Here is a 23,642-nt window from a genome sequence, read left to right as displayed (position 1 = left end):
ACATGTCTAAATTAAAAGCCAACTTGATCGTAACTGGGATTTACATGGTTTTTGCCGTTTTGCTGGTAGCGGTGTTCTATCCGATCATTTGGGTTGTCGGCACCTCTCTGAACCCGGGCGATGCCCTGCTGGTTAGTAAGATGATTCCTGCTGAACCGACAATCGCTCATTACACGGAACTTATAAGAAACACTGATTTTGTGCTGTGGTATAAAAATACAATAAAAATCGCTTTATCGAATGCGGTTGTGTCGACAACTCTTGTAGCTGTGACTGCTTACGCTTTCTCGAGATTTCGCTTCAAGGGCAGGAAACAAGGATTAATGATCTTGTTGATTCTTCAAATGTTCCCTGGCTTCTTATCCGTCATGGCGATTTTTGTTTTGTTATTACAGACGAAATTGCTGGATACCCATTTGGGTTTAATCCTTGTCTATGCAGGTGGGTCCGTTTCGATGGGGACATGGGTGATGAAAGGTCATTTCGATACGATCCCGAAAAGTCTTGAGGAAGCCGCTTATATCGATGGAGCAAGCAATACGGATGTGTTTTTCAAGATTATATTTCCTTTATCGCTGCCGGCGATTACATTTGTTGCACTAAATAGTTTTATAACGCCATTCATGGATTTTATATTGCCGCAAATCGTTTTGAGATCATCGGAAAAAATGACTTTGGCGCAAGGGTTATATAATATGGTGGCCAACGAAACGAATTCCAGCTTTACGCTTTTTGCTGCCGGTGCTGTGCTGGTGGCATTGCCAATCACCTTGCTGTATATGTATTTCCAAAAGTATTTAATTAACGGAATTACGGCAGGTGCTGATAAAGGGTAATGGAAGAAAATAAATCCCATGAAAGGAGTCAGCCATGATATTCGAAGCCATTTACCATAGATCCGGTAATTCTTATTGCTATGCCTATGATGACAAACAGGTCCATATTAGACTACGGACAAAGAAAGATGATCTTCAAATCGTTAAAGCCATCTACGGAGATAAGTATGATTGGGAAAGAACGGTAAGTGAAAAGCTTTTATACAAGCTGGCCAGCGATGAGTTTTTCGACTATTGGCAGGCGGAAATCGCCCCTCCGCACTTAAGGTTAAGATATGCCTTTGAATTGGTTTCGGGAGATCTAACCTATTGGTATACGGAGAGCGGATTTTTCAAAGAGAAGCCGAATGATCCGCTCCGATTTTTCGATTACCCGTTTCTATGGTCGAGTGAAGTTCTAAAGCCACCAGGGTGGGTAAAAGAGGCCATCTTTTATCAGATTTTCCCAGAACGATTTGCGAATGGCGATCCCACGAATGATCCGGCTCATGTTCGTCCTTGGAAAGATGCCAGTCCGGGTCAGCAAGATTTCCACGGGGGAGATTTACAAGGCGTATTAGATCGCATTGATTACATCAGCTCGCTTGGCGTTAATGCGATTTATTTTACACCTATATTTGAAGCGAAGACCAATCATAAATATGACACGACGGATTATTTAAAAGTGGATTCGCATTTTGGCGACATCCAGCTATTGAAAAAGTTGGTCAGAGCTTTTCATGACCGTGGTATTCGCGTAATTCTCGATGCGGTATTTAATCACAGCGGATTTTGTTTTGCGCCGTTTCAAGATGTAATAAAAAAAGGACCTGACTCGGCTTATTGGGACTGGTTCCACGTCCAGGAATATCCGATTCAATATGATCCAAGACCCTTCTATCATTGCTTTGCTTTCGAGGCCCATATGCCGAAGTTAAATACTTCGAATCCGGAGGTCAGGAATTACTTGATCTATGTAGCGCAATTTTGGGTAAAAGAGTGCGATATCGACGGGTGGAGATTGGATGTTGCGAATGAAGTCGACCATGCATTTTGGCGGGAATTTCGAAAGGAATTAAAATCGTTAAAGCCTGATTTTTATATTTTAGGCGAGATTTGGCATGATGCCATGCCGTGGCTTCAAGGCGATCAGTTCGATGCGGTCATGAACTATCCGGCTACGGAAGCCATGATTGATTTTTTTGCAAAGGAAACTACGGATGCGGAGCAGTTTTCTCAACAGATAAGCAGACTGTTACCCCAGTATCCGCAGCAGGTAAACGAAGCGGCCTTTAACATTCTCGGAAGTCATGATACTCCAAGATTGCTTACCACTGCTCGTAACGAAAAAAGAGTTATGCTAGCCGTTTTGTTCCAGTTTATTTTCCTAGGAGTACCGTGTATTTATTACGGAGATGAAGTGGGGATGAGGGGAGGACAAGACCCCGATTGCAGGAGACCGATGGTTTGGGACGCGGAAGAACAAAATCACGATCTTCTTGCTTTTTACCGGAATTTGATTTCCTTTAGAAAAAAACATCTTGCGCTGCAAGAGGGCTCATTTCAATTTATGTATGCAAAAAATCGTCAACTTGTCGTACGCAGACAGCATGCCAGAGAATCACTTTACATTTGTTTTAATCAAAGCGAACATTCGGCCTCATTGGACTTCACAATTCACAGTGAATCATCCCCTGAAATATGCATGGGTGACGGATCTTACAAGGTCTCCAATAATGAGATTTCCGTGAGCTTGCCTCCATTCGGATGGATCGTTTTGGCTGCATCGTTAGAAGCATTTGACAAAGAAAATTCGGTATGATTAAATCAACCTAAACGTTTAAGTTAGGTGGGTCATAATGAAAAAAACAACCATAAAAGATATAGCTAAAGCGGCTGGCGTATCCATTGCCACAGTTTCTTATATTCTAAATGATGTCAAGACGCAGTCCATTTCCGATGAAACGCGCGTTAAAGTTCTGAAAATCGCACAGCAACTTAAGTATGTGACGAACCGGACGGCGCAGTCGTTAAAAATTAAGAAAACCGGATTGATCGGCATCTTATTGTTTAAGGAGAAAGAGCAGAGCTTATGGTCCGATTTGAAATATGTTAGAACGATATTCAAAATCGAGCAATTATGCAGCCAATTAGGCTATCATGTTCTATTTATGCAAATCGACAGTACGGCACCATCGTCTAAGATCATTATGGAAAGAAATCTGGACGGCGTTTTCTTAATTAATGTAGATAAAGAAATGTTCACGACGATATCCCACTATTTCGGCTTCGGCATCCCGATCTTTGTCATTGACAGTTACATTGAAGACAATTTGTTTCACAAAATCATGCCGAATTTTGAGCAAAGCTTTCGCGTGTTAGATGACTTGTTCTCCCAATCCCCGCAGTTTCTCATTATGGATGGATACAACAATGCCGAACTGGTGGAGCTCATTAAAGAAAAATCCAACTTGGATGAAGATCGGATACATGTTTACGAGAACAAAAATGAGTTGAACATATTTCTATCCAAGTTTTCCGATCGCCCCGGGATTGTCATCAACGAGTTTTTGGCCAATGAAGTATACAGGACCCATAAGAACATCATGGCCTTATGCACTTGCCACTTCCCGGAAATTCTCTCTGAAGAAATCGTTAAAATCAAGTTTGACTTAAATGACTACAAAGAGATTATGCACATGATGGACAGTTACATGAATGAGCAAGATTACGTAAACCCTGAAAAGTTTTTCTTATTGTCCACCATATTGTGACGTTCTTACGAGGAGAGTGCTTTGTGAATTCATCAAGGCTCATCGAGCTCAAAGATTTTTATTCCAAGACCCTTAATAATTACAGGAATATATTTATTTATTTGCCTTTTGATTACGAAAAGAATGTAGAAAAGCGATATCCGGTCCTCTATATGCATGATGGTCAGCACGTATTTTTCGAGGATCAGAAGGGTGAATCGTGGGAGGTTCATACAACGGTAGATAACCTGGTCTCTCAAGGAAAAATGCAAGAAATCATTGTTGTCGCCATTGCTCACGTGGAAGACGCAAGGATTGCGGAATATATGCACGCGAACCCTGAAGGGTACAATATTTTTGATGTCATCAATCAAGGCGAGCTTTACGAGGAATTTCTTATTCGGGAAGTTAAACCTTTTATCGATCGGACACTCCGAACTTTAAAGGGAAAAGAACATACGGCTCTGATGGGGTCGTCTGCCGGCGGGCTTGTGTCTTATAATATCGGATTCCGTCAACCGGACACTTTTGGAATGATAGGAGCCCTTTGTCCTTTCTTTGTCAGCACCGACCCTAGCAATAGGGAAGAAAGATGGTTAAGCCGCATCTATACGGAAAAGAAGAACCTGAAAATTTGGATGGACGTAGGCGACTCTGAAGGCTTTACGGTTATGGAAAAGCATGTAAGGCAAGTGACGGATGTTCTTAGAAAAGCCGGGTATGTTTCAGGTGATGATCTCATGTATTACCTGGCAATCGGTTCCGGTCACTCTCAAAAAGATTGGGCTGCAAGGGTTCATGCGCCGCTGATTTACTTTTTTGGGGAAATAGGCCAGCCTGTACGCGTTGATTTACATGGTCCTGCAGTTATTGGTTTAGAGGGACCTAAACTGACATTGAATCCGGTTGTTCACTATGACAGCGGTTTTTTGATGACGGATTTAAACGCACAATATGCAGTTAATGATCCCGATTTATTAGAAGTTACTGCAGACGGAAAACTGCTTCCCAAAAAAGAAGGAAAAACAACAATCACATATATGAATAACAACTTAGAGGCTGCTCTTGATATTGCCGTTGTCCCTTATATGTCCGATACTGCAACAGTTAAAGTCTTTGTAAAAGTGCCGGAATTTACGCCGAAAACAGATCAATTATATGCCGGCATACAATTGCCGATGATTCGTGAAGGGCTGTACGGCGGAACTTTTGAAGTACCCAGGGATATGTCCTTTGAATTTCGCATTTCCCGAGGCTTGGGCAAGCATGAAGTAGACCGGCAAGGCCGGGAACTTCCTTACCGAATATTTACAGCGGACGATGGATTAATCTTGAATTACGAAGTGGAGAATTGGATAGACGTAGCAGCCGCGGCTGAGGGAGGTGACCAGGGTGGGAAGCAGATCAAGTATTTGGAGGATTGAAAATTTTTACTCCGCGCATTTGGAGAATAAGAGAGATATTTTCATATATCTTCCCCCAAGTTATCGCTACGATAAGGAAAAGCAGTATCCGGTATTGTATATGCATGATGGGCAAAATATTTTCCATCCTGCATTTAACGGTTTTTCATGGCAAGTAAACGAAACCGTTGATAGATTGATTCGCCATGATTGGATGGAAGAGATCATAGTTGTAGGCATTCCTAATATGGGGATGGAGAGGGCTGATGAATTTACCCATGAGCTGGAAGGGGTCCTCTATCAATCTGATAAAGTTCCAATCAAACCCAAAGGCCATTTATATGAAGCATTTATCATTGATGAGTTAAAGCCTTACGTGGATTCGATGTTTCGAACGCTTACAGACCCTGATCATACAGCATTAATGGGGTCATCCAGAGGGGGGCAGGTCACCTACCATATCGGATTTCGCCGGCCTGATATTTTCGGAAAGCTTGCCATCGTTTCACCGTATTTTTACTGTGTGGATCCTCTGACACTGGAAGAAACGCCGGTTTATCATACTTTTGACAAGAAACAGCCAATCTCCAAAGTATGGATTGATTTGGGGGGCAGCGAAGGTACCTTGGTAATGGAAAAACATGTCCGTGAAGTTACGGAGAAACTCTTGAATTTGGGTTTTGAAGCTGATAACGAACTCATCTACTTCAATGATCCGGGAGCGGTTCATTCGGAGAAAGATTGGGCTGCCCGATTATCTTCACAACTTATTCATTTATTTGGGAATAAGGGTAAGGAACGCTTTTTGTCTTTACATGGGCCAGATGAGGTTGGCATTGTCGGGTCTAATTGCCGGCTAAATCCAATTCTTAAATTTGAATCCGGCTTTCAGATGTCCTTGTTAAGGACGACTTACGAAGTAGAAGATCGATGCATACTGAATGTTTTGGATGATGGAACCATAGTGCCGCTCCAAGTAGGAGAAACTTCGGTAACAGTCAAATATCAGAATTTGAAAGCTTCCAAATCTATTCGTGTGATCGAAGCTCAGAAAGAATATGTGACTTTGGAAATGATCGTTCATGTCCCAGCGGGTACGCCTGAAAATATAAAAGTATTTGCATGGTTTCCCTTAGTCAATAACGCGGAAAATCACACATATTCCAACCAACTTCAAGTACCTATTCATGCGGAATTTGTCTACCGAATCAGCAGGGAAGATGGGACCGTCGAGGTTGATCATACAGGGAAACCTATCGAGCGCTATTATAAAGCCTTATCGGATGCAAAAATAGAAATTAATGTTGAAAATTGGTCTTAGATAATGATAGTAAAGTCACACATTCCGTGTTTTGCATAACAAATCATAGATTTCATGAATGCAAACAGTCTCGAATTTGGATAAAATCCGGGGCTGTTTTTGTTTTGCCCTGATCACAAACTTCGTAGTTTTGTTAAACAATTAGAAGTTTATTTCAATGTAAGCGCTTTAAAACAAATTTATAATCAATTTAGGCGAATCAACCAAGTGCCACTTGAAAATGAAACGGGTTTCATTAAGACCTAACTGTGTCAAGAGGAGGAGTTATAAACTTGAACTTGCAAAAAAGTGAAGCCGTTGTTCAGCTATCGCCGGAAGCATTTCGAATCAATGGGAAATCGGAAGTGCTGCTCTGTGCGTCATTATTTTATTTTCGGATTCCCCGAGCCTTATGGAAAGAACGGCTTCGCCAAGTCAAAGCCTTTGGATATAACTGCATCGATGTGTATTTCCCTTGGAATTTCCACGAATTGGAGGAAGGCGTGTGGGACTTCACCGGGGAAAAGGATGTGGAGCAATTTCTCCGCGATGCTGCCGAAGCGGGTCTCTGGGTCGTTGCCAGACCTGGTCCTTATATTTGCTCCGAATGGGACGGGGGCGCTTTGCCTGCCTACTTGCTGGTGAAGGAGAACTTACGCATCAGAGAGAATGATCCGCATTTTTTACAACATGTATCTCGCTGGTATGGCCGGATCCTGCCGATTCTAAGGACATTCAGCAGCGATCAAAATGGGACGATCATTGCTGTTCAGTTGGAGAACGAGCTTGATTTTTACCCTTGTACCGACCCCAAGGGCTACATTTCCGCGTTGCGGGACATGGCTTTGCAGCATGGAATCACAGTCCCGCTTATCGCCTGTGCCGGACAAGGGGGCTTGGAAGCAGCGTCGGGATTCGCAGAAAATGTGGTGCCGACCTGCAATTTTTACCCGAACGATAAGGATCCATCTTTTGAGGAGAAAGTGCTGACTTATCAGGCAGAGCTGAGTGAGCGCGGGCTTCCGCTGCTTGTAACAGAAACGAATCGCTCCCACTTTCTGCTTCGCCGTTTGTTATCCTGCGGGGTCAAGCTGCTCGGTCCGTACTTGCAAGCATCCGGAACGAACTTCGGCTTCACGAATGCGACGAATAACTGGGAGAACCCGCTGTCGTTCCTCACTTCGGACTACGATTTTCATGGGATGATTACACCTGAGGGACACATTCGTGAGGAAGCTTATGAAGGAAGGCTGCTCAGCAACGTCATCCGCGCCTATGGCGATTCGTTGGCAGAATCGCTACCTGATCGATCTGGTTATTCGCACCACCGCTTGGCTTTGAATCAGGGCGGTCAGTTGCTTTTCTTATGTAATGTAGGTGAACAGGAAGAAGTGGTTCACCCTCAAAGCGCGGGTTCGAGCTTTCCTCTCTATACCAAACTAGTCTCAGATCCGAATCGCTGCCCGATCTTGCCGCTGAATGTACCCTTGCAAACTTGGGGCATCGAGGATGGCACATTGAATTATGCCACGGCTGAGTTATGCAGCGTGAAACGTTTATCTGATCGTACAGTTGCCGTCTTTCATGCTGAGCATGTGGCTGAGATCAGCCTGCAATTCAGCAAGGGGATTGAAATCGTCTCCGGTGGTATGACGGTTCATGAATCAGCTGAACGGCTCACAGTGAGCTTTACCCCTGAAGATCAGGATTCCACGCTGCTCATCCGGCTTTCCGGCAACGAGCTGCTGGAGTTGGTTGGTTTAAGCCGTTCGAAGGCGCTTTTGCTGGAATGCATCGATGAAGCGGGCGTTTTCCATTTTAGCAAGATGGATCGTGTCGATGCTCCTTCTGATAGTCGCTCTGTTACGGTTGAATGGACGCAGAGCTTAGTGAATCCAATCGTTGCGCTCTCGGATGTGCCGACGCACCTAGGCGAGCGCGCGGATTATTTGGAGAAGCATGGCATCTACCGTGGCTACGCTTGGTATGAGTCTTCGATCACGCTTCCGGAAGGCAGGCAATACGAGGGGCTTTTGCTCCAACAAGCAAGCGACATAGTCTCTCTATATGCGGGAGAGCAATATATCGGCACGACGACACCAGGCAGAGGAAGCCAATACTTGCCTGTGCCAACAGGTGCATGCGTCGAGCCGAACCTGATCGCTCGTACCGAAATTTGGGGCCATTCCAATTTTCATGACACCCGATTGCCAGGGCTTGAACTGACTGCTTTAAAAGGACTTACCGGCATTACAGCGGTAACGAATATTATCGATATCGGTCAAAATTGGAGAGTCAAGCCTTTGCAAGCCGGCGACCCGTTTTCCCGTTACGCCGACCCTGCCCATGACGACCGTTTATGGCCGATTGTGAGCTGCGGGGGATGGCTGAACACGAATCTCCCTTCGTATGAGTGTTACCGCAAAAAGGTTGAAACGTCTAAGGAAGCTGATTCATGGGTCATGCATTTCAATGGGAAATTCTCGCATGCTCATGTATTCGTGAATGGTCAGCCGGTCGGCCAAGTGAATCCGCTGCAGCCATATGCGGATCTGACGCCTTTTGTCAGCGCGGGTGAGGCGCTTACGATCGCTTTATTTTTGGAAAAAACATATGAATCTCCTAGCGGAAGCATCCTACTCTACGAAGGGAATTCGGCTAAGGATTGGAGATTATCCTCTGCTCAGGAGACAGAACTGCTGCAGCATGCCGAAGAAGCAAAGGGCGCTGCTACCGCTGCACCTTGCCCCGTTCAGCTGAAGCCTGGTCAAATGTCCTGGCTGTACGGTGAACTCAGTGATGATAACGAAGGCCTTGGATGGCGCGTATATGTGGAAGGCGTCAATATGAAGCTGACTGTGTTCTTTAACGGGCACTTAGTGGGCAGACTCTGGACGAGAGGCGGTGCCAACAGACCGACCTTCCGCGGGGGCAGCGACGACTCATTTTATGTGCCGGGACCATGGTTCCATTCAACTGGAAATGCCTTAACGATTTTGTTGGAAGCCGTTGAGTTGAACGAGGATGCTCTGTTGGAGCCATTAAGATTTGTTGCTGTAACAGGAGTCTAACGATGGGAATGAACGAATGAAGAAGGAGGATGTGCATGAAAACGGCTGTTGAAGCAAACGTTTTGGATGCAAGTGTTTCCGTCGGCAGGAAGAGCGCGCCCTTGCGAAGGTTTTGGAGCTACAGGACGTTAATGCTGATGTGCGTGCCAGCGATCTTATTTTTCTTAATCATGTCGTACCTGCCCATGCCGGGACTGTATTTGGCTTTCATCAACTACAACTACTCGGATGGCATTTTCCATAGTGCGTTCGTCGGATTTGATAATTTTAAGTTTCTTATCAGCTCGGGCGCGCTTTGGAAGCTGACCTTTAACACGGTTGCCTATAACTTGGCGTTTATCGTAATTGGAAATATAATGCAAATCGCTATCGCTATTTTGCTCAATGAGCTGCGTAAAAAGTGGTTCAAAAAGCTGGCGCAATCGCTCATGTTTTTACCTTATTTTATCTCCTTCGTTCTTGTCGGTTTGATTGCTTATAACATTCTGAGCTATGATTTCGGGCTGCTGAACGGCGTTTTGAAATCCATGGGCGCGGAACCATTAAAGACCTACTCGAATCCGACCATCTGGCCGGTCATCATCGTCATTACGTACCTTTGGCAGTCGACCGGGTATGGATCCATCGTTTATTTCGCAGCCATCATGGGTCTGGATTCGGAGATCGTCGAAGCCTCGGAGATTGACGGAGCCAATGCTTTTCAGCGCATCCGGTATATTGTCCTTCCATGGCTAAAGCCTACGTTCATCATTTTGCTGCTCTTCTCTTTGGGTGGAATTCTGCGCGGGAATTTCGGATTGTTCTACAACCTGGTTGGAGCGAACAATACCGCTCTCTTCGATGCGACGGACATTATTGAAACGTTTGTATTCCGCTCCCTGATGAATAATTTCAATTTTTCATTGGGAAGCGCTGTCAGTCTGTATCAATCCGTTTTCGGTTTCTTTATTGTCATCACAGCGAACTGGCTTGTCAAAAAAGTATCACCCGAAAACACACTTTTTTAAAGGAAAGGAGGGACCCACAGTGGAGCAAGTCATCGCACGTCAACGCGGATCCGATATTTCCTCGGTAAGCATCCGAGTCTTCGGCTACATCTGTATAAGTTTATTCGCATTGTGTTGTGTGTTGCCGTTTCTTCTGGTCCTCGGGACTTCATTTACGGCGGAGAAATCCATCACGCTCCATGGTTATAATCTTTGGCCCCGTGAATTCAGTACGTTCGCTTATAAAATTGTTTTTGAGAATCCGCAACTTATTGTCGGTTCTTATGGCGTTACGATGGGCATTACTATCGTAGGGACGGCTGTCGGGCTCTTTATCGTAGCCATGACGGGCTATTCCTTGCAGCGTCCCGATTTCCCGTACCGGAACCGCATTTCGTTCTTTATTTACTTCACCACGCTCTTTCAAGGCGGCGTCGTTCCGTTTTACTTGATCATGACGCAGTGGATGCACCTGAAAGATAACTACCTGGCCGTTCTGCTGCCCGGACTGATGAGTCCTTTTCTCATTATTATGATGAAAAGCTTTGTCAGATCGATCCCCCATGCGATTACGGAATCCGCCAAGATGGACGGAGCGGGCGACTTCGCCATATTTCTGCGCTTGATTTTACCAATGACGACGCCGGCACTCGCAACGATCGGCTTGTTTATTGCCCTTGGCTATTGGAATGAGTGGTACAATTCCATGCTGTTCTTGTCGCCGGATATGAAGTACCGGCCGCTCCAGCTGTTTCTGTATAACGTCGTCACGAGCGCCGATTTTATCAAAAATTCGTCGGTATCGTCTAACGTTTTGCCGAGGGATATGCCTCTCGAATCGATGAAAATGGCAACAGCGGTCGTCGCGACGGGACCTGTCATCCTCTTTTTTCCGATGGTACAAAAGTTTTTCATCAAAGGCATTACGGTAGGTGCTGTTAAGGGCTGACGACGTGAATCGGAGCCATTACAGATAAATGATTACATTGGGGAGGCAAACAAATGGTCATGAAAACCAGAAAAATTTGGAATGTCGCTATGACTGGAGCTCTTGCACTAAGCCTGGCAGCCTGCAGCAGTACCGGTGGCACGAACAACACAGCTACGACGGCACCGGATAAAGGAAGCGGGACTACGGATAAACCGGCCGCCACGACAGCCGCCAATTCCGGCAAAATCGACACTTCGGAGTTCCAAACGATCTCATACGTCATGTTGGGGGATAAACCGAAGAATGGTCAGCTGGAGAAAGTCATGGACAAAGTCAATGCCATCTTGAAGCAAAAAATTAACGCCAAGCTGGAAATCAAATGGGTGGAATGGGCGGATTGGCAAACCAAATACAACCTGCTGTTAGCCTCCGGCGAGCCTGTGGATCTCATTACCGTTGCTACGGATTGGCTGGACACCTGGCAAAATGCGCAAAAAGGAGCATTTATGCCGCTTGATAAATTGCTGCCTACCTATGCGCCCGAAACCTGGAAAGAAGTACCGCCGGAAAACTGGGCGGAAACGAAGTACAAGAATCAGATCATGCTCATTCCGGAAGATCATTACACGCAGTGGGTCAACCATGGCTTTCTGTACCGTGGCGATTGGGCGAAGGAATTCGGTATTACCGAACCGATTAAAGATTGGGAGACGCTGGGTAAGTATTTCCAGGGCGTGAAAGATAAGAAGCCAGGCGTCATTCCTTGGGATTCGAACGGCACGAGCGCAGGAAGTATCGGCGGCTATATCAATTCGTATACAGATGCGATTGAGCTGCCAGTCAGCACAGGATTGTTTAATCTAATCTACGGTAAATCATATAACGAAAAATATACGGCTAACAGCCCTATTTTCGATGACACGTTCGTCAATTATGCCAAGCTCATGAAAGATTGGGGCGACAAAGGCTTCTGGCGAGACGATGTGCTGAACTACAAGGGCGACAACCGTTCAGAGCTGGAAGCGGGCAAATCGAGCGTCGATCAGCACCATACCCAAACATTCCTCGGCGAGCGGATTAAAATGGATAAACTGCAACCGGGTTCGGACCTTCAATTCTTTCCATTTTCAGCTACGCGCAACAACCTCGTTTCGATGTCCATCACGCACGGGGGAACGTCAGTGGGCGCGCACAGCAAGCATCCGGAGCGTGCTTTGATGGTCTACGAGCTCATTCGTCAAGATCCGGAAGTGTATAAGCTCATGAACTACGGTCTGGAAGGCGTACAATATGTCATTAAAGACGGTAAACGTTATCGTCCGGATGGCTATGACGTGCAAAGAGATGACTTCTACACCGACTTCTGGGGTGGTCGTATTGATAAGAACGAAATTCCGGACGGCAACGAGTATGCAGGGAAAAAAGACATTTATGCGGCTTATGACAAAATCAAAAAGCCATACCCTTACGGCCGATTCGTCTTTGATAAAGCTTCGGTTAGCAATGAGCTGACGGCCATTACACAGATCGTGGGTCAAAAAGGGCCAGCCATCATGTATGGCAAAGCTGGCGATCCTGTAAAGGCAGTCGAGGATTTCCGCGCCAAACTGAAGGCCGCCGGCTTCGATAAGCTGATGGCAGAAGTTCAAAAACAGCTGGATGCATACAAACAATTAGTGGAAAGCAGCAAATAAAGCCGAAGCCGAAGGTCTGTTCTCTGAGCAGACCTTTGGTTTTCTATCGTGGATTGGAGAGTGGTTATTCCTGGATGGATCCTGTAACTGTATACGATATTGCCCGGGAAGCGAACGTCTCCGTCTCAACGGTTTCCCGCGTGCTGAATGATACAGCGCCTGTCAAACATTCGACTCGAATGCGCATCATGGAAATTATGGAGAAATATAAATTCCAGCCGAATGCGTTGGCGCGCAGCCTCGTCAACAAGAAAACAGGCATGATCGGCATGCTGTTTCCCGACAGCAGCAACATGTTTTTCCCGGAAGTGTTCGGTGGCGCGGAGAGAGCGGCGCAGAAGCTCGGCTACACGCTCTTTTTATGCAATACCTTTAGTAATTTCGGCAGGGAATCCGAATATTTAAGTCTGCTTTGCGAAAGGCAGGTCGAAGGGATCATCTTCATGGGCGGAAGGATTAATGCACGTCACTGTCCGGAAGCGCTTATCCAGGAAGTCGTGGACATCCGGAAGCGAATTCCGGTCGTTTTCATTAATGGCAGCCTCCCGGGCCATCCCTGTCATCGTGTAAAAACGGATGAATACGCCGGCACGCAGTTGGTCGTGCAGCATCTCATTGATGCCGGGCATCGCCGAATCGCCTTTTTGGGGGGACATCCAGGAATGACAACAACAACCGAAAAGCTGAAAGCTTATCGAGCCACTTTGGAGCGAAACGGTCTTCCTTTTCATAATGAGTACGTCTTGCTGCGTGATTTCTCCATACCGTGCGGTTATGAACTCATGCAGCGCTTGCTCAGCGTACCCAAACGACCGACCGCCGTTATGTGCATCAACGACTATACAGCGATCGGGGCCATCAAGTCCGCATTAGCCCAAGGAATATGTATACCCGAGGAGATGGCGATTGCCGGATTTGATAATACGCAGTTGTCGGCTGCTATGAATCCGGAGTTGACAACCGTTTCGCAAAATAGCGAACAGCTTGGAATACGCGCGATGGAAATATTAAATCAGCTGATTCAGAAGGAGAAGGTGAAGAAACTTACAATCCTGGAGCCCAAGCTCATGATTAGGCAGAGCACAAGCGCTTTCGGGCAAAGTTAGGCAAAAGGAAAAGCAGTTGAGTGGGAGAGCCCACACAACTGCTTATTTCCATGTGCTTATTTATAATCGCCCAGCAGATAATGATAGAACGGTTCGTCTACCCAGAACTTATAGGACTCGACTTCAAAGCTTGGGTTGATTTTTTTGATGCCGGCTGCGACATCGGTAGATTTATCGCTCAGGGAGAAAGATTGCGCGTAATAATGCCCTTTGCTGATTTTATTGTTGGAAATCACTTTATAGTCTTTAATATCCGTCAAAGAATAGTAGAGCGGTTGCCACCAGGACGAGTAGATAAGTCCTTTTTGGTCCTCGCTGTTCTTTTTGGCGTATTGGAGAATCGTTTGTTGAAACTTGTTTTTCTGTTCGGCGTTATCGAATTCAAATTCGATGTCGTACTCTTTCGCATAGGCAATGAAATTGCCGTTATCGATTTGCACGACTTGATAATCATCGGTCTGTGTCGGCTCGCCCCATTCCTTCAAATAGACAAAGGCGGAAGTTTTGGGCTCGAGCTGCACTTTCGCCTCAATGCCTTCGCTGCGAAGCAGGCCGATTAATTGAAGGGCGTGCGTAATGTCCGAGTGGCCGTAGGTTAAGGAGAGCTTCTGGTCAAAGTGCGCATCGAAGCGGGCATCCTTTAAGTTATAGCCAGTCACCAGGTTCTTCTTCAGCGCTTCATCGAAAACAGCGCGCAAATCAGTTGCCGCAATGAGATCCTCCGTGCTCCATGCTTCATTGATCTTGCGGAAAATATCATCATCGGATGTTGTGCCGATATAATTTTTGTACTGACCTTGGAAAGCAAGAACTTTGCCCAGCAGCTCGCTGGCGAAGTTATCATCCGCAGCTGCATCAGGCTTGAATCCCACCTCTTGTTCGGAGGAGAGAAGGCCGGTATCTACAGCGGCTGCGAGCTCTTGTGCGGCTTGCAGGGTCAGCTCGTTATTCTGATCGTAATCGATATGTAACTTGGCAAGAGCGGCTTTAACTTTATCTTGCGGATATGTATAAGCAAGTTCTTTAAGGCCAGCGGCTTTCAGCGCGATGAAGGTGGCCTGCAATTGCGTAAGCGGCTGTTCCCCTTGCAGTTTGCCGTCTGTGAGAATCCCTTTCTCGAATAAAGCGTTCGCTGCTTTGTAGTAAGGGCTGTCTTTTTGCAAGTCGGTGAACTTGTTCGTTTGTTCTTTAGGTTCCAGCTTCAAAATGCGGTCAACGGCATTGACAAAATCACCTTTGGACAAGGAGCCGGCCAAGCTGAGGCTGTAATGATCCTTCAAAAATTGTTTGTACGATGCAGTAGATTCACTGGTTTCAGCAGCAAAGGCCGAGGCGCCGAATGCGGATACTGATGAGAGCAGAACGGCGGTTAAAGCGACTGTACGCGCAGTTTTAACGGGATTTAGTAACTTCACAGATAAAGCACCTCCAAATGTTTTTTAATTCGCATAGGAATAGTATGTTTTAATGCAATATACCAAGTATCCGAGAGTGTGTCAATCACGATTTGGAAGTTTCTGAGAAGCTTTTTTCCATAATGACATAAGGTATTTCATTTTTCATGAAGATGTCAGTGGTTTCTGCCAGCCCGAACTTCTTATAGAAGGCGGCTTTACTCAGTCTGGCGTTGCACCATATTCGCTTTGCCCCCAGTGATCGCGCTTCCTCCATAATGTGATGTAGAAGAAAGCTCCCGTATCCTTTCCCTTGCTCTTGTTCGAGCGTTGCAAATTTGCGGAATTGCGCTCCATCCTGATCAAGAAATAGCGAGATAACAGAGACAAGGCGATCCTCAGTGAAAAGGCCGTAATGATAGCCTTCATCATCGTTATTTAATTGAACGAACGAGAGATCTCTGTCCGGCCACATGACAATATGTCGGATTTCCCAGGCCATTTCTTTCGTAATCATTTGAATGTTCATTTGGACCCGCCTTCTTAAATGTCTTGACATGACACAAGGATTTTACTACGATCAGTTTAATTAATAAGTCGTAATTTGTCGAACAGGAAAAATAATTCCTTTGACTATATCCGAGTTATTTAGTAGGATATTATTCATATGAACACAACTACATATTAAAAGGGGAGAAAAAGAATCATGAAAAAAGCTTTATTTTCCATCTTTGCCGTTACATTAATGGTAACAGGCTGCGGTACGCCAAAAACAGAACCTGCATCAACAGCGGCAGCTACCAAATCTGCTGAAGCAACAAAAGCGCCGGAGACGAAATCAGCTAAGAAAATCATTCTGATTACACCGGAAAAAATCGGCGTGAACCCGTTTTTCGCTCAAGAAGATGAAGGCGTGAAAAAAGCCGGTAAAGAATTCGGCGTTGATGTAAAAACCGTAGAATCCACGGATGCCAGTGCGATTGAGCAAAACCTGCGTGCAGCGGTAGCCGATAATTATGATCTGATTATTACTAGTTCTTTCGAATCCGAGGATGCCTTGAAAAAGGTGGCCGCTGAAAATCCGAAAAAATCTTTTGCCATTATTGATACTGTCGTTGATCTGCCAAACGTTAGAAGCGTTGTATTCCGTGAGCAAGAAGCAGCTTACCTGCTTGGGGCTGCTGCCGGTTTAGCCACGAAGAAAAATGTTGTCGGGATGGTTGCGGCCGTGGATATCCCGCTGATCAAGAAATATACCGTTGGCTTCCAAGAGGGACTGAAGGCAACGAACCCGAATGCCAAATTCATCGTTAATTATGTAGGAAGTTTCACGGATCCGGCTAAAGCGAAGGAACTTGCATTGACGCAATTCTCTCAAGGCGCTGATTTTGTCGCTGGCGCATCGGCAGTAGGCGATCTGGGTGTGTTTGAAGCAGCGAAGGAAAAAGGATTCTACACTTCCGGTCAAGATATCGACCGTACTGTAACCGATCCTGAGCATATCGTCCTTTCCCAGCTAAAGGGAACCGATGCCGTTGCTTACCAAACGGTAAAAGACTTCGTAAATGGCTCCTTTAAATTCGGTGCTGTCGATTACGGTTTGAAAGAAGACGGCGTAGGTCTTACCTTCGTTACGAAAGAAAGCAAGTCTGCGCTTAGCCCGTTTGTTGGACAAGAAGCCGTGAATAAAGTGAAGGCGATCAGAGACGACATCGTTGCCGGTAAAGTGACTGTACCTAATCCGCTTAAATAGTAGGCCCGTTAATCGCATATTGACCCCGGAAACTGTTTACGTCAAACGTAGGCAGTTTCCTCATGTCTAGGTAGAGGAGCGCGAAATCGTTATGCTGCTTCAAATGAACCGAATCACAAAAAAATATGGAAGCTTGACAGCGAATGCCAATGTGGATTTCTCGCTGCGCGAAGGTGAAATTCATGCATTGGTCGGTGAGAACGGTGCGGGCAAAACGACCCTCATGCGCATTCTGTACGGAATGGAGCAGCCGACGGCAGGAACGATTCAACTGCGGGGAAGAAAGGTTGTTTTTACGAATCCGAACGATGCGATTGCAGGCGGAATCGGCATGGTGCACCAGCACTTCATGCTGTTTCCTTCTTTTACCGTGGCCGAAAATATCGTCATTGGCAATGAGCCGAAAGCAGGGATGAAGTTCGACCGCAAGAAAGCGGCGTTTCAAGTAGAGGCTTTATGTGAGAAGTACAGGCTGCCTATTGATCCGCTGAAAAAAGTAGCCGACTGTCCGCTTGGCTTGCAGCAGCGGGTTGAAATCTTGAAAGTGCTGTATCAGGGCGCAGACATTATTATTTTGGACGAGCCGACTGGCGTTTTGACCCCGCTTGAAGCCAAAGAACTGCTTGTAATTATGAAAAGCCTGGCAAGCCAAGGTAAAAGCTTCATTATAATCACGCACAAATTGCATGAGGTGATGGAAGTCGCCGACCGGATCACGGTATTGCGCGACGGCAGGGTAACGGGTACGCTTGATGCTTCTGCAACGAATGTGGAAGTATTGTCGCGTCTCATGGTCGGAAGAGAGTTGGCGCAGCCGACCCGAAGCACGGTTAAGACCGGTGAAACCGTTCTCGAGGTGAAGAACATCTCAATCCTCGGCAAGAAAGGGAAGCCGGTGCTGGATCATGTTAGCTTGAAGGTGAACGCTGGGGAAATCGTCGGTATTGCGGGTATTTCAGGTAATGGGCAATCTGAGCTGATCCAAAGCATCTCCGGTCTTCAGACGATCGACCAAGGTGAGATTCGGTTGATGGGCAAGGACATTGCAGGGCGCTCTGTTCGCGAGGTCAGAGATACGGGGCTCTCTCATATTCCTGAAGACCGTTACCAATGGGGGGCGGCGAAGGAAGGCACCGTACTTGAGAACGGAACGATGGGGCATCACCGAACATACCGCCGTGGCGGCTTATTGCAAGGCAAAGCGCTGCGAAGTATGGTGAGTCGCTTTATCGAACAATTCCAAATTAAAGCGGGCTCTCAGGAAACGAAAGCGAAGTATCTTTCTGGGGGCAATCTTCAAAAGCTTATTGTGGCCAGAGAAATCGCCCAGAATCGGCCGTTCTTAATTGCCGCAGAACCGACAAGAGGCGTCGATATCGGGGCGATGGAGCTTATTCATGAGGAATTGTTGAAAAAGCGCGATGAACAGGGAGCGATTCTATTGGTCTCTTCGGAATTGACGGAGATTCTAAAATTATCGGATCGCATTATTGTTATGTATGAAGGTCGAGTTGCGGGAGAATTGTCTGCCGAGAATGCGACTGAGGAACAAATCAGTCTATGGATGGCGGGAGGCGATTCAAGTGCTTAATTGGAAGGTTAACTTAAGTGCATGGCTGCAGCCGCTTATTGCGATCTGTATTGGCTTGATTGGCGGCGCTGTCGCGATTTCGCTGATTGGCGGGTCTATAACGGATACCTACGTGCAGATGTGGAAAGGCGCATTCGGCAACTTCTACTTCTTTACAAATACGCTGACAAGAGCGACACCACTTATTCTTGTAGGTTTAGGCGTATCGATTGCGTTTCGCGCCGGTTTTTTCAATATGGGCTCGGAGGGGCAAATGATTCTCGGCGCCCTGAGCAGCGCGTTGATCGCCCTTTATTTTCCAGGACCGGCAATGTTCAAATTGTTCGCGGCCATGCTCGGCGGCATTGCTGTAGGCGGGATTTGGTCGGCATTTGCCGGCTGGCTCGATGCCCGGTTTCGGATGAATTTGATCATTACCACGCTGCTGCTCAATTACATAGCCAGCCTATTCGCCGGTTACCTGGTCGCTTATCCGCTCAAGGACAAAACAGGTTCGGCGGCACTCGCACAAACGATGATGGTAGATAAAAGCGTCTGGCTGCCGAAGCTGTTCCCAGGCATGAGTATCCATGCGGGCTTTATTATCGCTATTGTTCTTGCCGTTCTCTTATTTTTGTTTATTAAATACAGTGCAGCCGGTTATGAAATTCGCATGCTCGGCTACAATCCGCTATTCGCCGCATACGGGGGCGTTAACAGGGGCAAGGTCATGCTGGCCAGCATGTTTGCCAGCGGTGGCTTTGCCGGACTTGCCGGCGCCGTCGAAGTGCTCGGCATGCAGTATCGGTACACCGACGGCATGGTGACGAACCCTGGCTATGCTTGGTCGGGCATAATGGCGACGCTGCTTTCCGGTGCGCATCCTCTCGCTACTACTGTTGCAGCTGTCCTGCTTGCCGCTTTGCAGACAGGCGGGATGGGTGTTGAACGGAATACAAGCATTCCTTTGGAAATTTCGAGTGTCATTCAATCGCTGTTAATTTTGTTCGTCACGGCCAAGTTCAGCGTTCGCATCTGGAAAGGCAGGAAAGGGGGAAATGACGATGCAGCATCTTCTTGATGTCGCGTTATTCAATTCCATGATTCGCATGGTCGCTCCGATTCTCCTCGCTGCGCTGGGCGGTGCGATTTGCTCCAGAGTGGGGTTGTTCAATGTAGGTTTGGAGGGATTCGTGCTGGTAGGCGCGTTCTCCGCGATTGTAGGCAATCATTATACCGGCAATGCATATGCAGCTGTGCTTATCGCTACTGCGGCAACATTGTTGTTCTCGCTTATTTTTGCCTATATTAGCATCCATTTGCAGGCAAATGTGATTATCGTGGGGATTTCCTTTAATTTTCTTGCCCTAGGTTTGACAGCGTTTTGTTTAAAAGCCATTTTCCACGTCAAAGGCGCCTTCTACGATAAAAATATGGTCGGGCTGCCGAAATGGAATATTCCGTTCATCCAGGATGTTCCCGTGATCGGCGGCATCGTATCGGGGCATTCGCCACTGGTCTACTTAGCTTTTGTGTTAGTTCTGGTTCTGCAATTTTTCATGTTTAAATCCGTTCTGGGCTTCCGCTTGCTGGCGGTAGGCGAGAATCCGGTTGCGGCGAAAAGCATTGGGATTAAAGTGAATCGGATGCAGTATCTGGCCGTACTTATTTGCGGTGTGCTTTGCGGATTGGCTGGGGCCCAGCTGTCACTCGGCCAAGTGACGATGTTTACCGAAGGGATGACCGCGGGACGAGGCTTCATCGCGCTGGTCGCGACGATGCTGGGACAGGCGAACCCGCTAGGCGTAATGGCGTCCAGCTTGCTGTTCGGGTTAATGGACGCATTCAGCATCAGGCTGCAGGGCTTTTCACTGCCGACTCATTTTACACAAATGCTCCCATATGTGGTGACGCTGCTCGCGATGCTCTTTTTCCGCAAGAACAGTTATATCGCTGAAGCACAGAAGGCTAATGGCAGCTCTCGCTAGCACTGCAAGCAGATTTATATCGATTGGAAGGAGTGAACCAACGGATGACGATAGACAGCAAAGCCGATCGAATCAAACGCATGAAAGCTCCCGTTGTAGATGCAGCTATGGCGGGCCGAGTTCCGCCGGGGCAAGTTGTGACCGAACGATTTCCGATTTTGCATGAAGGGGAAGTGCCTGAATACGACATGACGAATTGGTCCTTGCGCGTTTTTGGCGAGGTGAACGAGGAAAAGGTCGTCAGCTATGCAGAACTCCTGGCCATGCCGCAAACAAAGATCGTTTGCGATATTCACTGCGTAACACGCTGGTCCAAGCTCGATACGGCGTGGGAGGGCGTATTATTCCGGGATTTGCTGAGGTTGTTGAACATCGAGCCGCAGGGCCAATATGTCATGCTGCACGCAGATAACAATTATGAAACGAACGTTCCCCTTGAAGATCTTATGGGCGACCATATTTTGCTGGCGACGAAATACGATGGCGAGCCGTTGACCCTGAAACATGGATGGCCGCTACGGCTCATCGTGCCGCACTTATATTTCTGGAAAAGTCCCAAATGGATTCGGGGCATTGAATTTATGAAGGAAGACCGGGAAGGGTTCTGGGAGCGCAACGGCTTCCACAACGTGGCTGATCCATTCCTGGAGCAGCGCTTCTCCGGTGAAGCGATCCCGATTCCGGAAGACGAATGGGAAAAGAAGGAGTTTGATTAACATGCTGCTGCCGATTTTACAGGTAAATGCCGAGGAACTCTCCCCGTATGCGATCGTATGCGGCGATCCTTTTCGAGCGGAAGCTATCGCCCGCAAGTTAGATAAGTGCAAGGAACTCGCCTTCAGTCGGGAATACCGCACCTTCGTCGGGGAATCCCAGGGCGTTCCGATCACTGTAGTCAGCCATGGCGTCGGTTCGCCGGGGGCGGCCGTATGTTTCGAAGAATTGATCAAAGGCGGCGTGAAGACGTTGATTCGCGTCGGCACGGCCGGCTCGTATTCATCCGATGTGCCGCCTGGCAGTCTGGTCGTCAGTACGGCTGCAGTTCGGGAAGAAGGCTTAACTCGCCAACTGGTGCCGCACGGATTTCCGGCTGTTGCCGATCTGGACGTGTGTCAAGCTTTATATGAAGCAGCTTGCGAAACGGACGGCGTCGTACGGAAAGGAATCACCGTTACGCTGGACGCTTTCTTCCTAGGTGTCGAGGAGTTCCCTCACCGCAAATACAAACAGGCCGGCGCGATTGCCGTTGAGATGGAAATCGCAGCGCTTTATGTAATTGCCTCTTTGCGGGGAGTACGCGCTGGAGCGATTGTCGCATTAGACGGCTACGCCGATGCGGATCTGAAAGAAGTGTATAATCCGCATACGGATGTAGTAGCGAACGCAGTGGAGAGGGAAATTCAGTCGGCCATTCGAGCCATCGTTAAGCTTCATGCTAAGGGATAAGTGGTAAGAGATAGACCAATTAAGCCACATGTTTAGGCTTGCGGAACTTCGATCACCTTCAAAATCAGATCAGATTAAAACAACTTAACCTGGCCGCCGGCCAGGTTATTTGTTCAGCTAGAATGTTTTGATTCTTTACAGAAGAATGTTTAGATCCTTTACAGGAATTTTAAAGCGTTAACAAGCCCCTTTCTAAGAAATTTTGGGTATGCTTTTAATGGAGGCAAACATACTGAAACGCATATTCATGGATCCTTGGTCACATTTTTCGAACAAAATTTGGAGTGAGCTAGACAGCTTTGCAGCATGTGAAGGGGAATGTCCCTTGAATAAGGGTCTAACTACCATGAAAGTTTCAAAACATACGACATCAAACAGCAAGGGCACACCTGGAAAGATGTTTTTCATCGTTTCAGTGGCACGAGGGAAATGAAGTCGAGTCTCGAACGATGTTTTGAATGCTTACAGACGAGAAAAAAAGCAGCTTTGTACGCTGAGCGATGCTGGAAAGATGTTCCTCATCGTTACAGACATGTAGGGATGCTGCAGTCGTGTTTCTAACGATATTTTTCATCTTTGCAGACGAGAAGATGGCGGATTGACAATGACAAGTTCGTTCCCAACAGTTGTCCAGGTACAGCTGCAAGTTTTCTATGTTCAGGGGAGCAGCAAATGCAGGAAGATGGCTCGAGCCCTGATTCTGGACATTTCACCATCATTTAGCGTCAAAGTGTGTTACAAATAACGACGGTTGTTCGTTATTCCAGCCAGCCGCACGGACCTTGGCGCTGCATTAGTTGCTTAGCAACCGAGTTTCGTCATCGTAAGCCCCGACCGCGGGGACGAATGACGATGACTCGCATCTGCATGATTCACAAAAATAAATCAGCTTTTCGCATCGTTCTCAGGCTTGCCAGTTCTTAAGGATTAGAAAGTTGCTGTTTCAATGTTGTAAGAATCTCCACCTCCGAGAAAATGACATTCGTCGATGGAGATGTATACGAAGCGACCTGGTTCACAAACCCCTCGATTTCCCCAAGACTTACGACACTCAACTTGACAAAAAAGCAGGCTCGTCCTGCTGTCCGCCAGCAGCCCATAACCCGCGGATGGGTTTGAACAAAGGATTTAAATCTTTCATAATCCCCGTTTCTAACTGTAATTTCCATGATGCATTCCAGTTGAAAACCCAGTTCCTTGCGGTTGATTTTGATCGTATAGCCTTCTATAATGCCTTCGCTTTCTAACTTGCGGACTCTTTCGGCGACGGATGGGGGAGAAAGATTAATCTTTTTTCCTAATTCTCTCATGGACATCCTGGCATCTTGGTGTAACTCGTTAAGAATAGCCAGATCAATTTCATCAATTTTCATATGTGAACTCCTTAGATAGAATGTATTTCATTTATAATCCAATTACCTTTTATTCGTTT

19 protein-coding genes are annotated in these 23,642 nt (G+C 46.8%); 16 read left to right on the top strand and 3 right to left on the bottom strand.

The window, feature by feature from the left end; all coding sequences use genetic code 11:
• Positions 1-2 precede the first annotated feature (2 nt).
• From ACFQZT_RS03125 to ACFQZT_RS03080, 10 genes are all read left to right on the top strand, one after another.
• Entirely contained in the window at positions 3-836 is an 834-nt protein-coding gene (locus ACFQZT_RS03125; protein WP_379296433.1) for a sugar ABC transporter permease, read from the top strand.
• 34 nt (positions 837-870) lie between these two features.
• Positions 871-2,637 carry a glycoside hydrolase family 13 protein gene (locus ACFQZT_RS03120; RefSeq protein ID WP_379296431.1) on the top strand — a complete coding sequence of 589 codons (1,767 nt, stop codon included), beginning with the start codon at positions 871-873 and terminating at the stop codon, positions 2,635-2,637.
• A gap of 37 nt (positions 2,638-2,674) precedes the next feature.
• Positions 2,675-3,589: a LacI family DNA-binding transcriptional regulator gene (locus tag ACFQZT_RS03115; RefSeq protein WP_379296429.1), complete on the top strand. Its 915-nt coding sequence runs from the start codon at positions 2,675-2,677 to the stop codon at positions 3,587-3,589.
• Positions 3,590-3,612: 23 nt separating this feature from the next.
• Positions 3,613-4,992, top strand: a complete 1,380-nt coding sequence (locus tag ACFQZT_RS03110) for an alpha/beta hydrolase (protein WP_379296427.1) — start codon at positions 3,613-3,615, stop codon at positions 4,990-4,992.
• Positions 4,952-6,292 carry an alpha/beta hydrolase gene (locus ACFQZT_RS03105; RefSeq protein ID WP_379296425.1) on the top strand — a complete coding sequence of 447 codons (1,341 nt, stop codon included), beginning with the start codon at positions 4,952-4,954 and terminating at the stop codon, positions 6,290-6,292. The genes ACFQZT_RS03110 and ACFQZT_RS03105 overlap by 41 nt, the downstream gene beginning before the upstream one ends.
• Before the next feature lie 272 nt (positions 6,293-6,564).
• Positions 6,565-9,342, top strand: coding sequence for a beta-galactosidase (locus ACFQZT_RS03100; protein WP_379296423.1), 2,778 nt, complete (start codon positions 6,565-6,567; stop codon positions 9,340-9,342).
• A 131-nt stretch (positions 9,343-9,473) separates the two neighbouring features.
• Positions 9,474-10,349 carry an ABC transporter permease gene (locus tag ACFQZT_RS03095; protein ID WP_379297932.1) on the top strand — a complete coding sequence of 292 codons (876 nt, stop codon included), beginning with the start codon at positions 9,474-9,476 and terminating at the stop codon, positions 10,347-10,349.
• Between the two features lie 31 nt (positions 10,350-10,380).
• Positions 10,381-11,277 (top strand): carbohydrate ABC transporter permease, encoded by an 897-nt coding sequence (locus ACFQZT_RS03090; protein ID WP_379297930.1) that lies wholly within the window; start codon positions 10,381-10,383, stop codon positions 11,275-11,277.
• Between the two features lie 59 nt (positions 11,278-11,336).
• Complete coding sequence (locus ACFQZT_RS03085; protein ID WP_379296421.1) at positions 11,337-12,953, top strand: ABC transporter substrate-binding protein; 1,617 nt, start codon at positions 11,337-11,339, stop codon at positions 12,951-12,953.
• 74 nt (positions 12,954-13,027) lie between these two features.
• Positions 13,028-14,059: a LacI family DNA-binding transcriptional regulator gene (locus ACFQZT_RS03080; RefSeq protein ID WP_379296419.1), complete on the top strand. Its 1,032-nt coding sequence runs from the start codon at positions 13,028-13,030 to the stop codon at positions 14,057-14,059.
• A 56-nt stretch (positions 14,060-14,115) separates the two neighbouring features.
• Here ACFQZT_RS03080 and ACFQZT_RS03075 read toward each other — a convergent pair whose 3' ends face one another.
• Together ACFQZT_RS03075 and ACFQZT_RS03070 are read right to left on the bottom strand one after the other, a co-directional pair.
• Positions 14,116-15,474 carry an S-layer homology domain-containing protein gene (locus tag ACFQZT_RS03075; protein ID WP_379296417.1) on the bottom strand — a complete coding sequence of 453 codons (1,359 nt, stop codon included), beginning with the start codon at positions 15,472-15,474 and terminating at the stop codon, positions 14,116-14,118.
• An 85-nt stretch (positions 15,475-15,559) separates the two neighbouring features.
• Positions 15,560-15,982, bottom strand: a complete 423-nt coding sequence (locus ACFQZT_RS03070; protein WP_379296415.1) for a GNAT family N-acetyltransferase — start codon at positions 15,980-15,982, stop codon at positions 15,560-15,562.
• Between the two features lie 177 nt (positions 15,983-16,159).
• Between ACFQZT_RS03070 and ACFQZT_RS03065 the strand changes: the two genes are divergently transcribed.
• The 6 genes from ACFQZT_RS03065 (at position 16,160) to ACFQZT_RS03040 (ending at position 22,210) form a co-directional block, all read left to right on the top strand.
• The gene (locus ACFQZT_RS03065) at positions 16,160-17,206 is read left to right on the top strand and encodes a BMP family lipoprotein (RefSeq protein WP_379296413.1); all 1,047 of its coding nucleotides are present in this window, start codon (positions 16,160-16,162) and stop codon (positions 17,204-17,206) included.
• A 91-nt stretch (positions 17,207-17,297) separates the two neighbouring features.
• Complete coding sequence (locus ACFQZT_RS03060; RefSeq protein ID WP_379296411.1) at positions 17,298-18,797, top strand: ABC transporter ATP-binding protein; 1,500 nt, start codon at positions 17,298-17,300, stop codon at positions 18,795-18,797.
• Positions 18,784-19,857, top strand: a complete 1,074-nt coding sequence (locus ACFQZT_RS03055; RefSeq protein ID WP_379297928.1) for an ABC transporter permease — start codon at positions 18,784-18,786, stop codon at positions 19,855-19,857. The genes ACFQZT_RS03060 and ACFQZT_RS03055 overlap by 14 nt, the downstream gene beginning before the upstream one ends.
• Positions 19,841-20,764 (top strand): ABC transporter permease, encoded by a 924-nt coding sequence (locus ACFQZT_RS03050; RefSeq protein ID WP_379296409.1) that lies wholly within the window; start codon positions 19,841-19,843, stop codon positions 20,762-20,764. The genes ACFQZT_RS03055 and ACFQZT_RS03050 overlap by 17 nt, the downstream gene beginning before the upstream one ends.
• A 50-nt stretch (positions 20,765-20,814) precedes the next feature.
• A complete protein-coding gene (locus ACFQZT_RS03045; RefSeq protein ID WP_379297926.1) occupies positions 20,815-21,480 on the top strand; it encodes a sulfite oxidase-like oxidoreductase in 666 nt (221 codons plus the stop codon).
• Between the two features lies 1 nt (position 21,481).
• On the top strand, positions 21,482-22,210 hold the full coding sequence (locus ACFQZT_RS03040) for a nucleoside phosphorylase (RefSeq protein WP_379296407.1): 729 nt from the start codon (positions 21,482-21,484) through the stop codon (positions 22,208-22,210).
• A gap of 920 nt (positions 22,211-23,130) precedes the next feature.
• Here ACFQZT_RS03040 and ACFQZT_RS03035 read toward each other — a convergent pair.
• Positions 23,131-23,583: an Lrp/AsnC family transcriptional regulator gene (locus ACFQZT_RS03035; RefSeq protein ID WP_379296405.1), complete on the bottom strand. Its 453-nt coding sequence runs from the start codon at positions 23,581-23,583 to the stop codon at positions 23,131-23,133.
• Positions 23,584-23,642 lie beyond the last annotated feature (59 nt).

This window comes from Paenibacillus sp. GCM10027628, from assembly GCF_042676385.1.
Taxonomy (GTDB): Bacteria; Bacillota; Bacilli; order Paenibacillales; family NBRC-103111; genus Paenibacillus_E.
The sequence above is the reverse complement of the archived record's forward strand: the minus strand, read 5'-3'. Positions and strand labels throughout refer to the sequence as shown.

Excerpts from the sequence above, each read along its gene's own strand:
- ACFQZT_RS03050 (WP_379296409.1), top strand. The coding sequence starts at position 19,841 with ATGCAGCATCTTCTTGATGTCGCGTTATTCAATTCCATGATTCGCATG.
- ACFQZT_RS03120 (WP_379296431.1), top strand. The coding sequence starts at position 871 with ATGATATTCGAAGCCATTTACCATAGATCCGGTAATTCTTATTGCTAT.
- ACFQZT_RS03035 (WP_379296405.1), bottom strand. The coding sequence starts at position 23,583 with ATGAAAATTGATGAAATTGATCTGGCTATTCTTAACGAGTTACACCAA.
- ACFQZT_RS03095 (WP_379297932.1), top strand. The coding sequence starts at position 9,474 with ATGCTGATGTGCGTGCCAGCGATCTTATTTTTCTTAATCATGTCGTAC.
- ACFQZT_RS03115 (WP_379296429.1), top strand. The coding sequence starts at position 2,675 with ATGAAAAAAACAACCATAAAAGATATAGCTAAAGCGGCTGGCGTATCC.
- ACFQZT_RS03040 (WP_379296407.1), top strand. The coding sequence starts at position 21,482 with ATGCTGCTGCCGATTTTACAGGTAAATGCCGAGGAACTCTCCCCGTAT.
- ACFQZT_RS03060 (WP_379296411.1), top strand. The coding sequence starts at position 17,298 with ATGCTGCTTCAAATGAACCGAATCACAAAAAAATATGGAAGCTTGACA.
- ACFQZT_RS03070 (WP_379296415.1), bottom strand. The coding sequence starts at position 15,982 with ATGAACATTCAAATGATTACGAAAGAAATGGCCTGGGAAATCCGACAT.
- ACFQZT_RS03125 (WP_379296433.1), top strand. The coding sequence starts at position 3 with ATGTCTAAATTAAAAGCCAACTTGATCGTAACTGGGATTTACATGGTT.
- ACFQZT_RS03085 (WP_379296421.1), top strand. The coding sequence starts at position 11,337 with ATGAAAACCAGAAAAATTTGGAATGTCGCTATGACTGGAGCTCTTGCA.
- ACFQZT_RS03065 (WP_379296413.1), top strand. The coding sequence starts at position 16,160 with ATGAAAAAAGCTTTATTTTCCATCTTTGCCGTTACATTAATGGTAACA.
- ACFQZT_RS03080 (WP_379296419.1), top strand. The coding sequence starts at position 13,028 with ATGGATCCTGTAACTGTATACGATATTGCCCGGGAAGCGAACGTCTCC.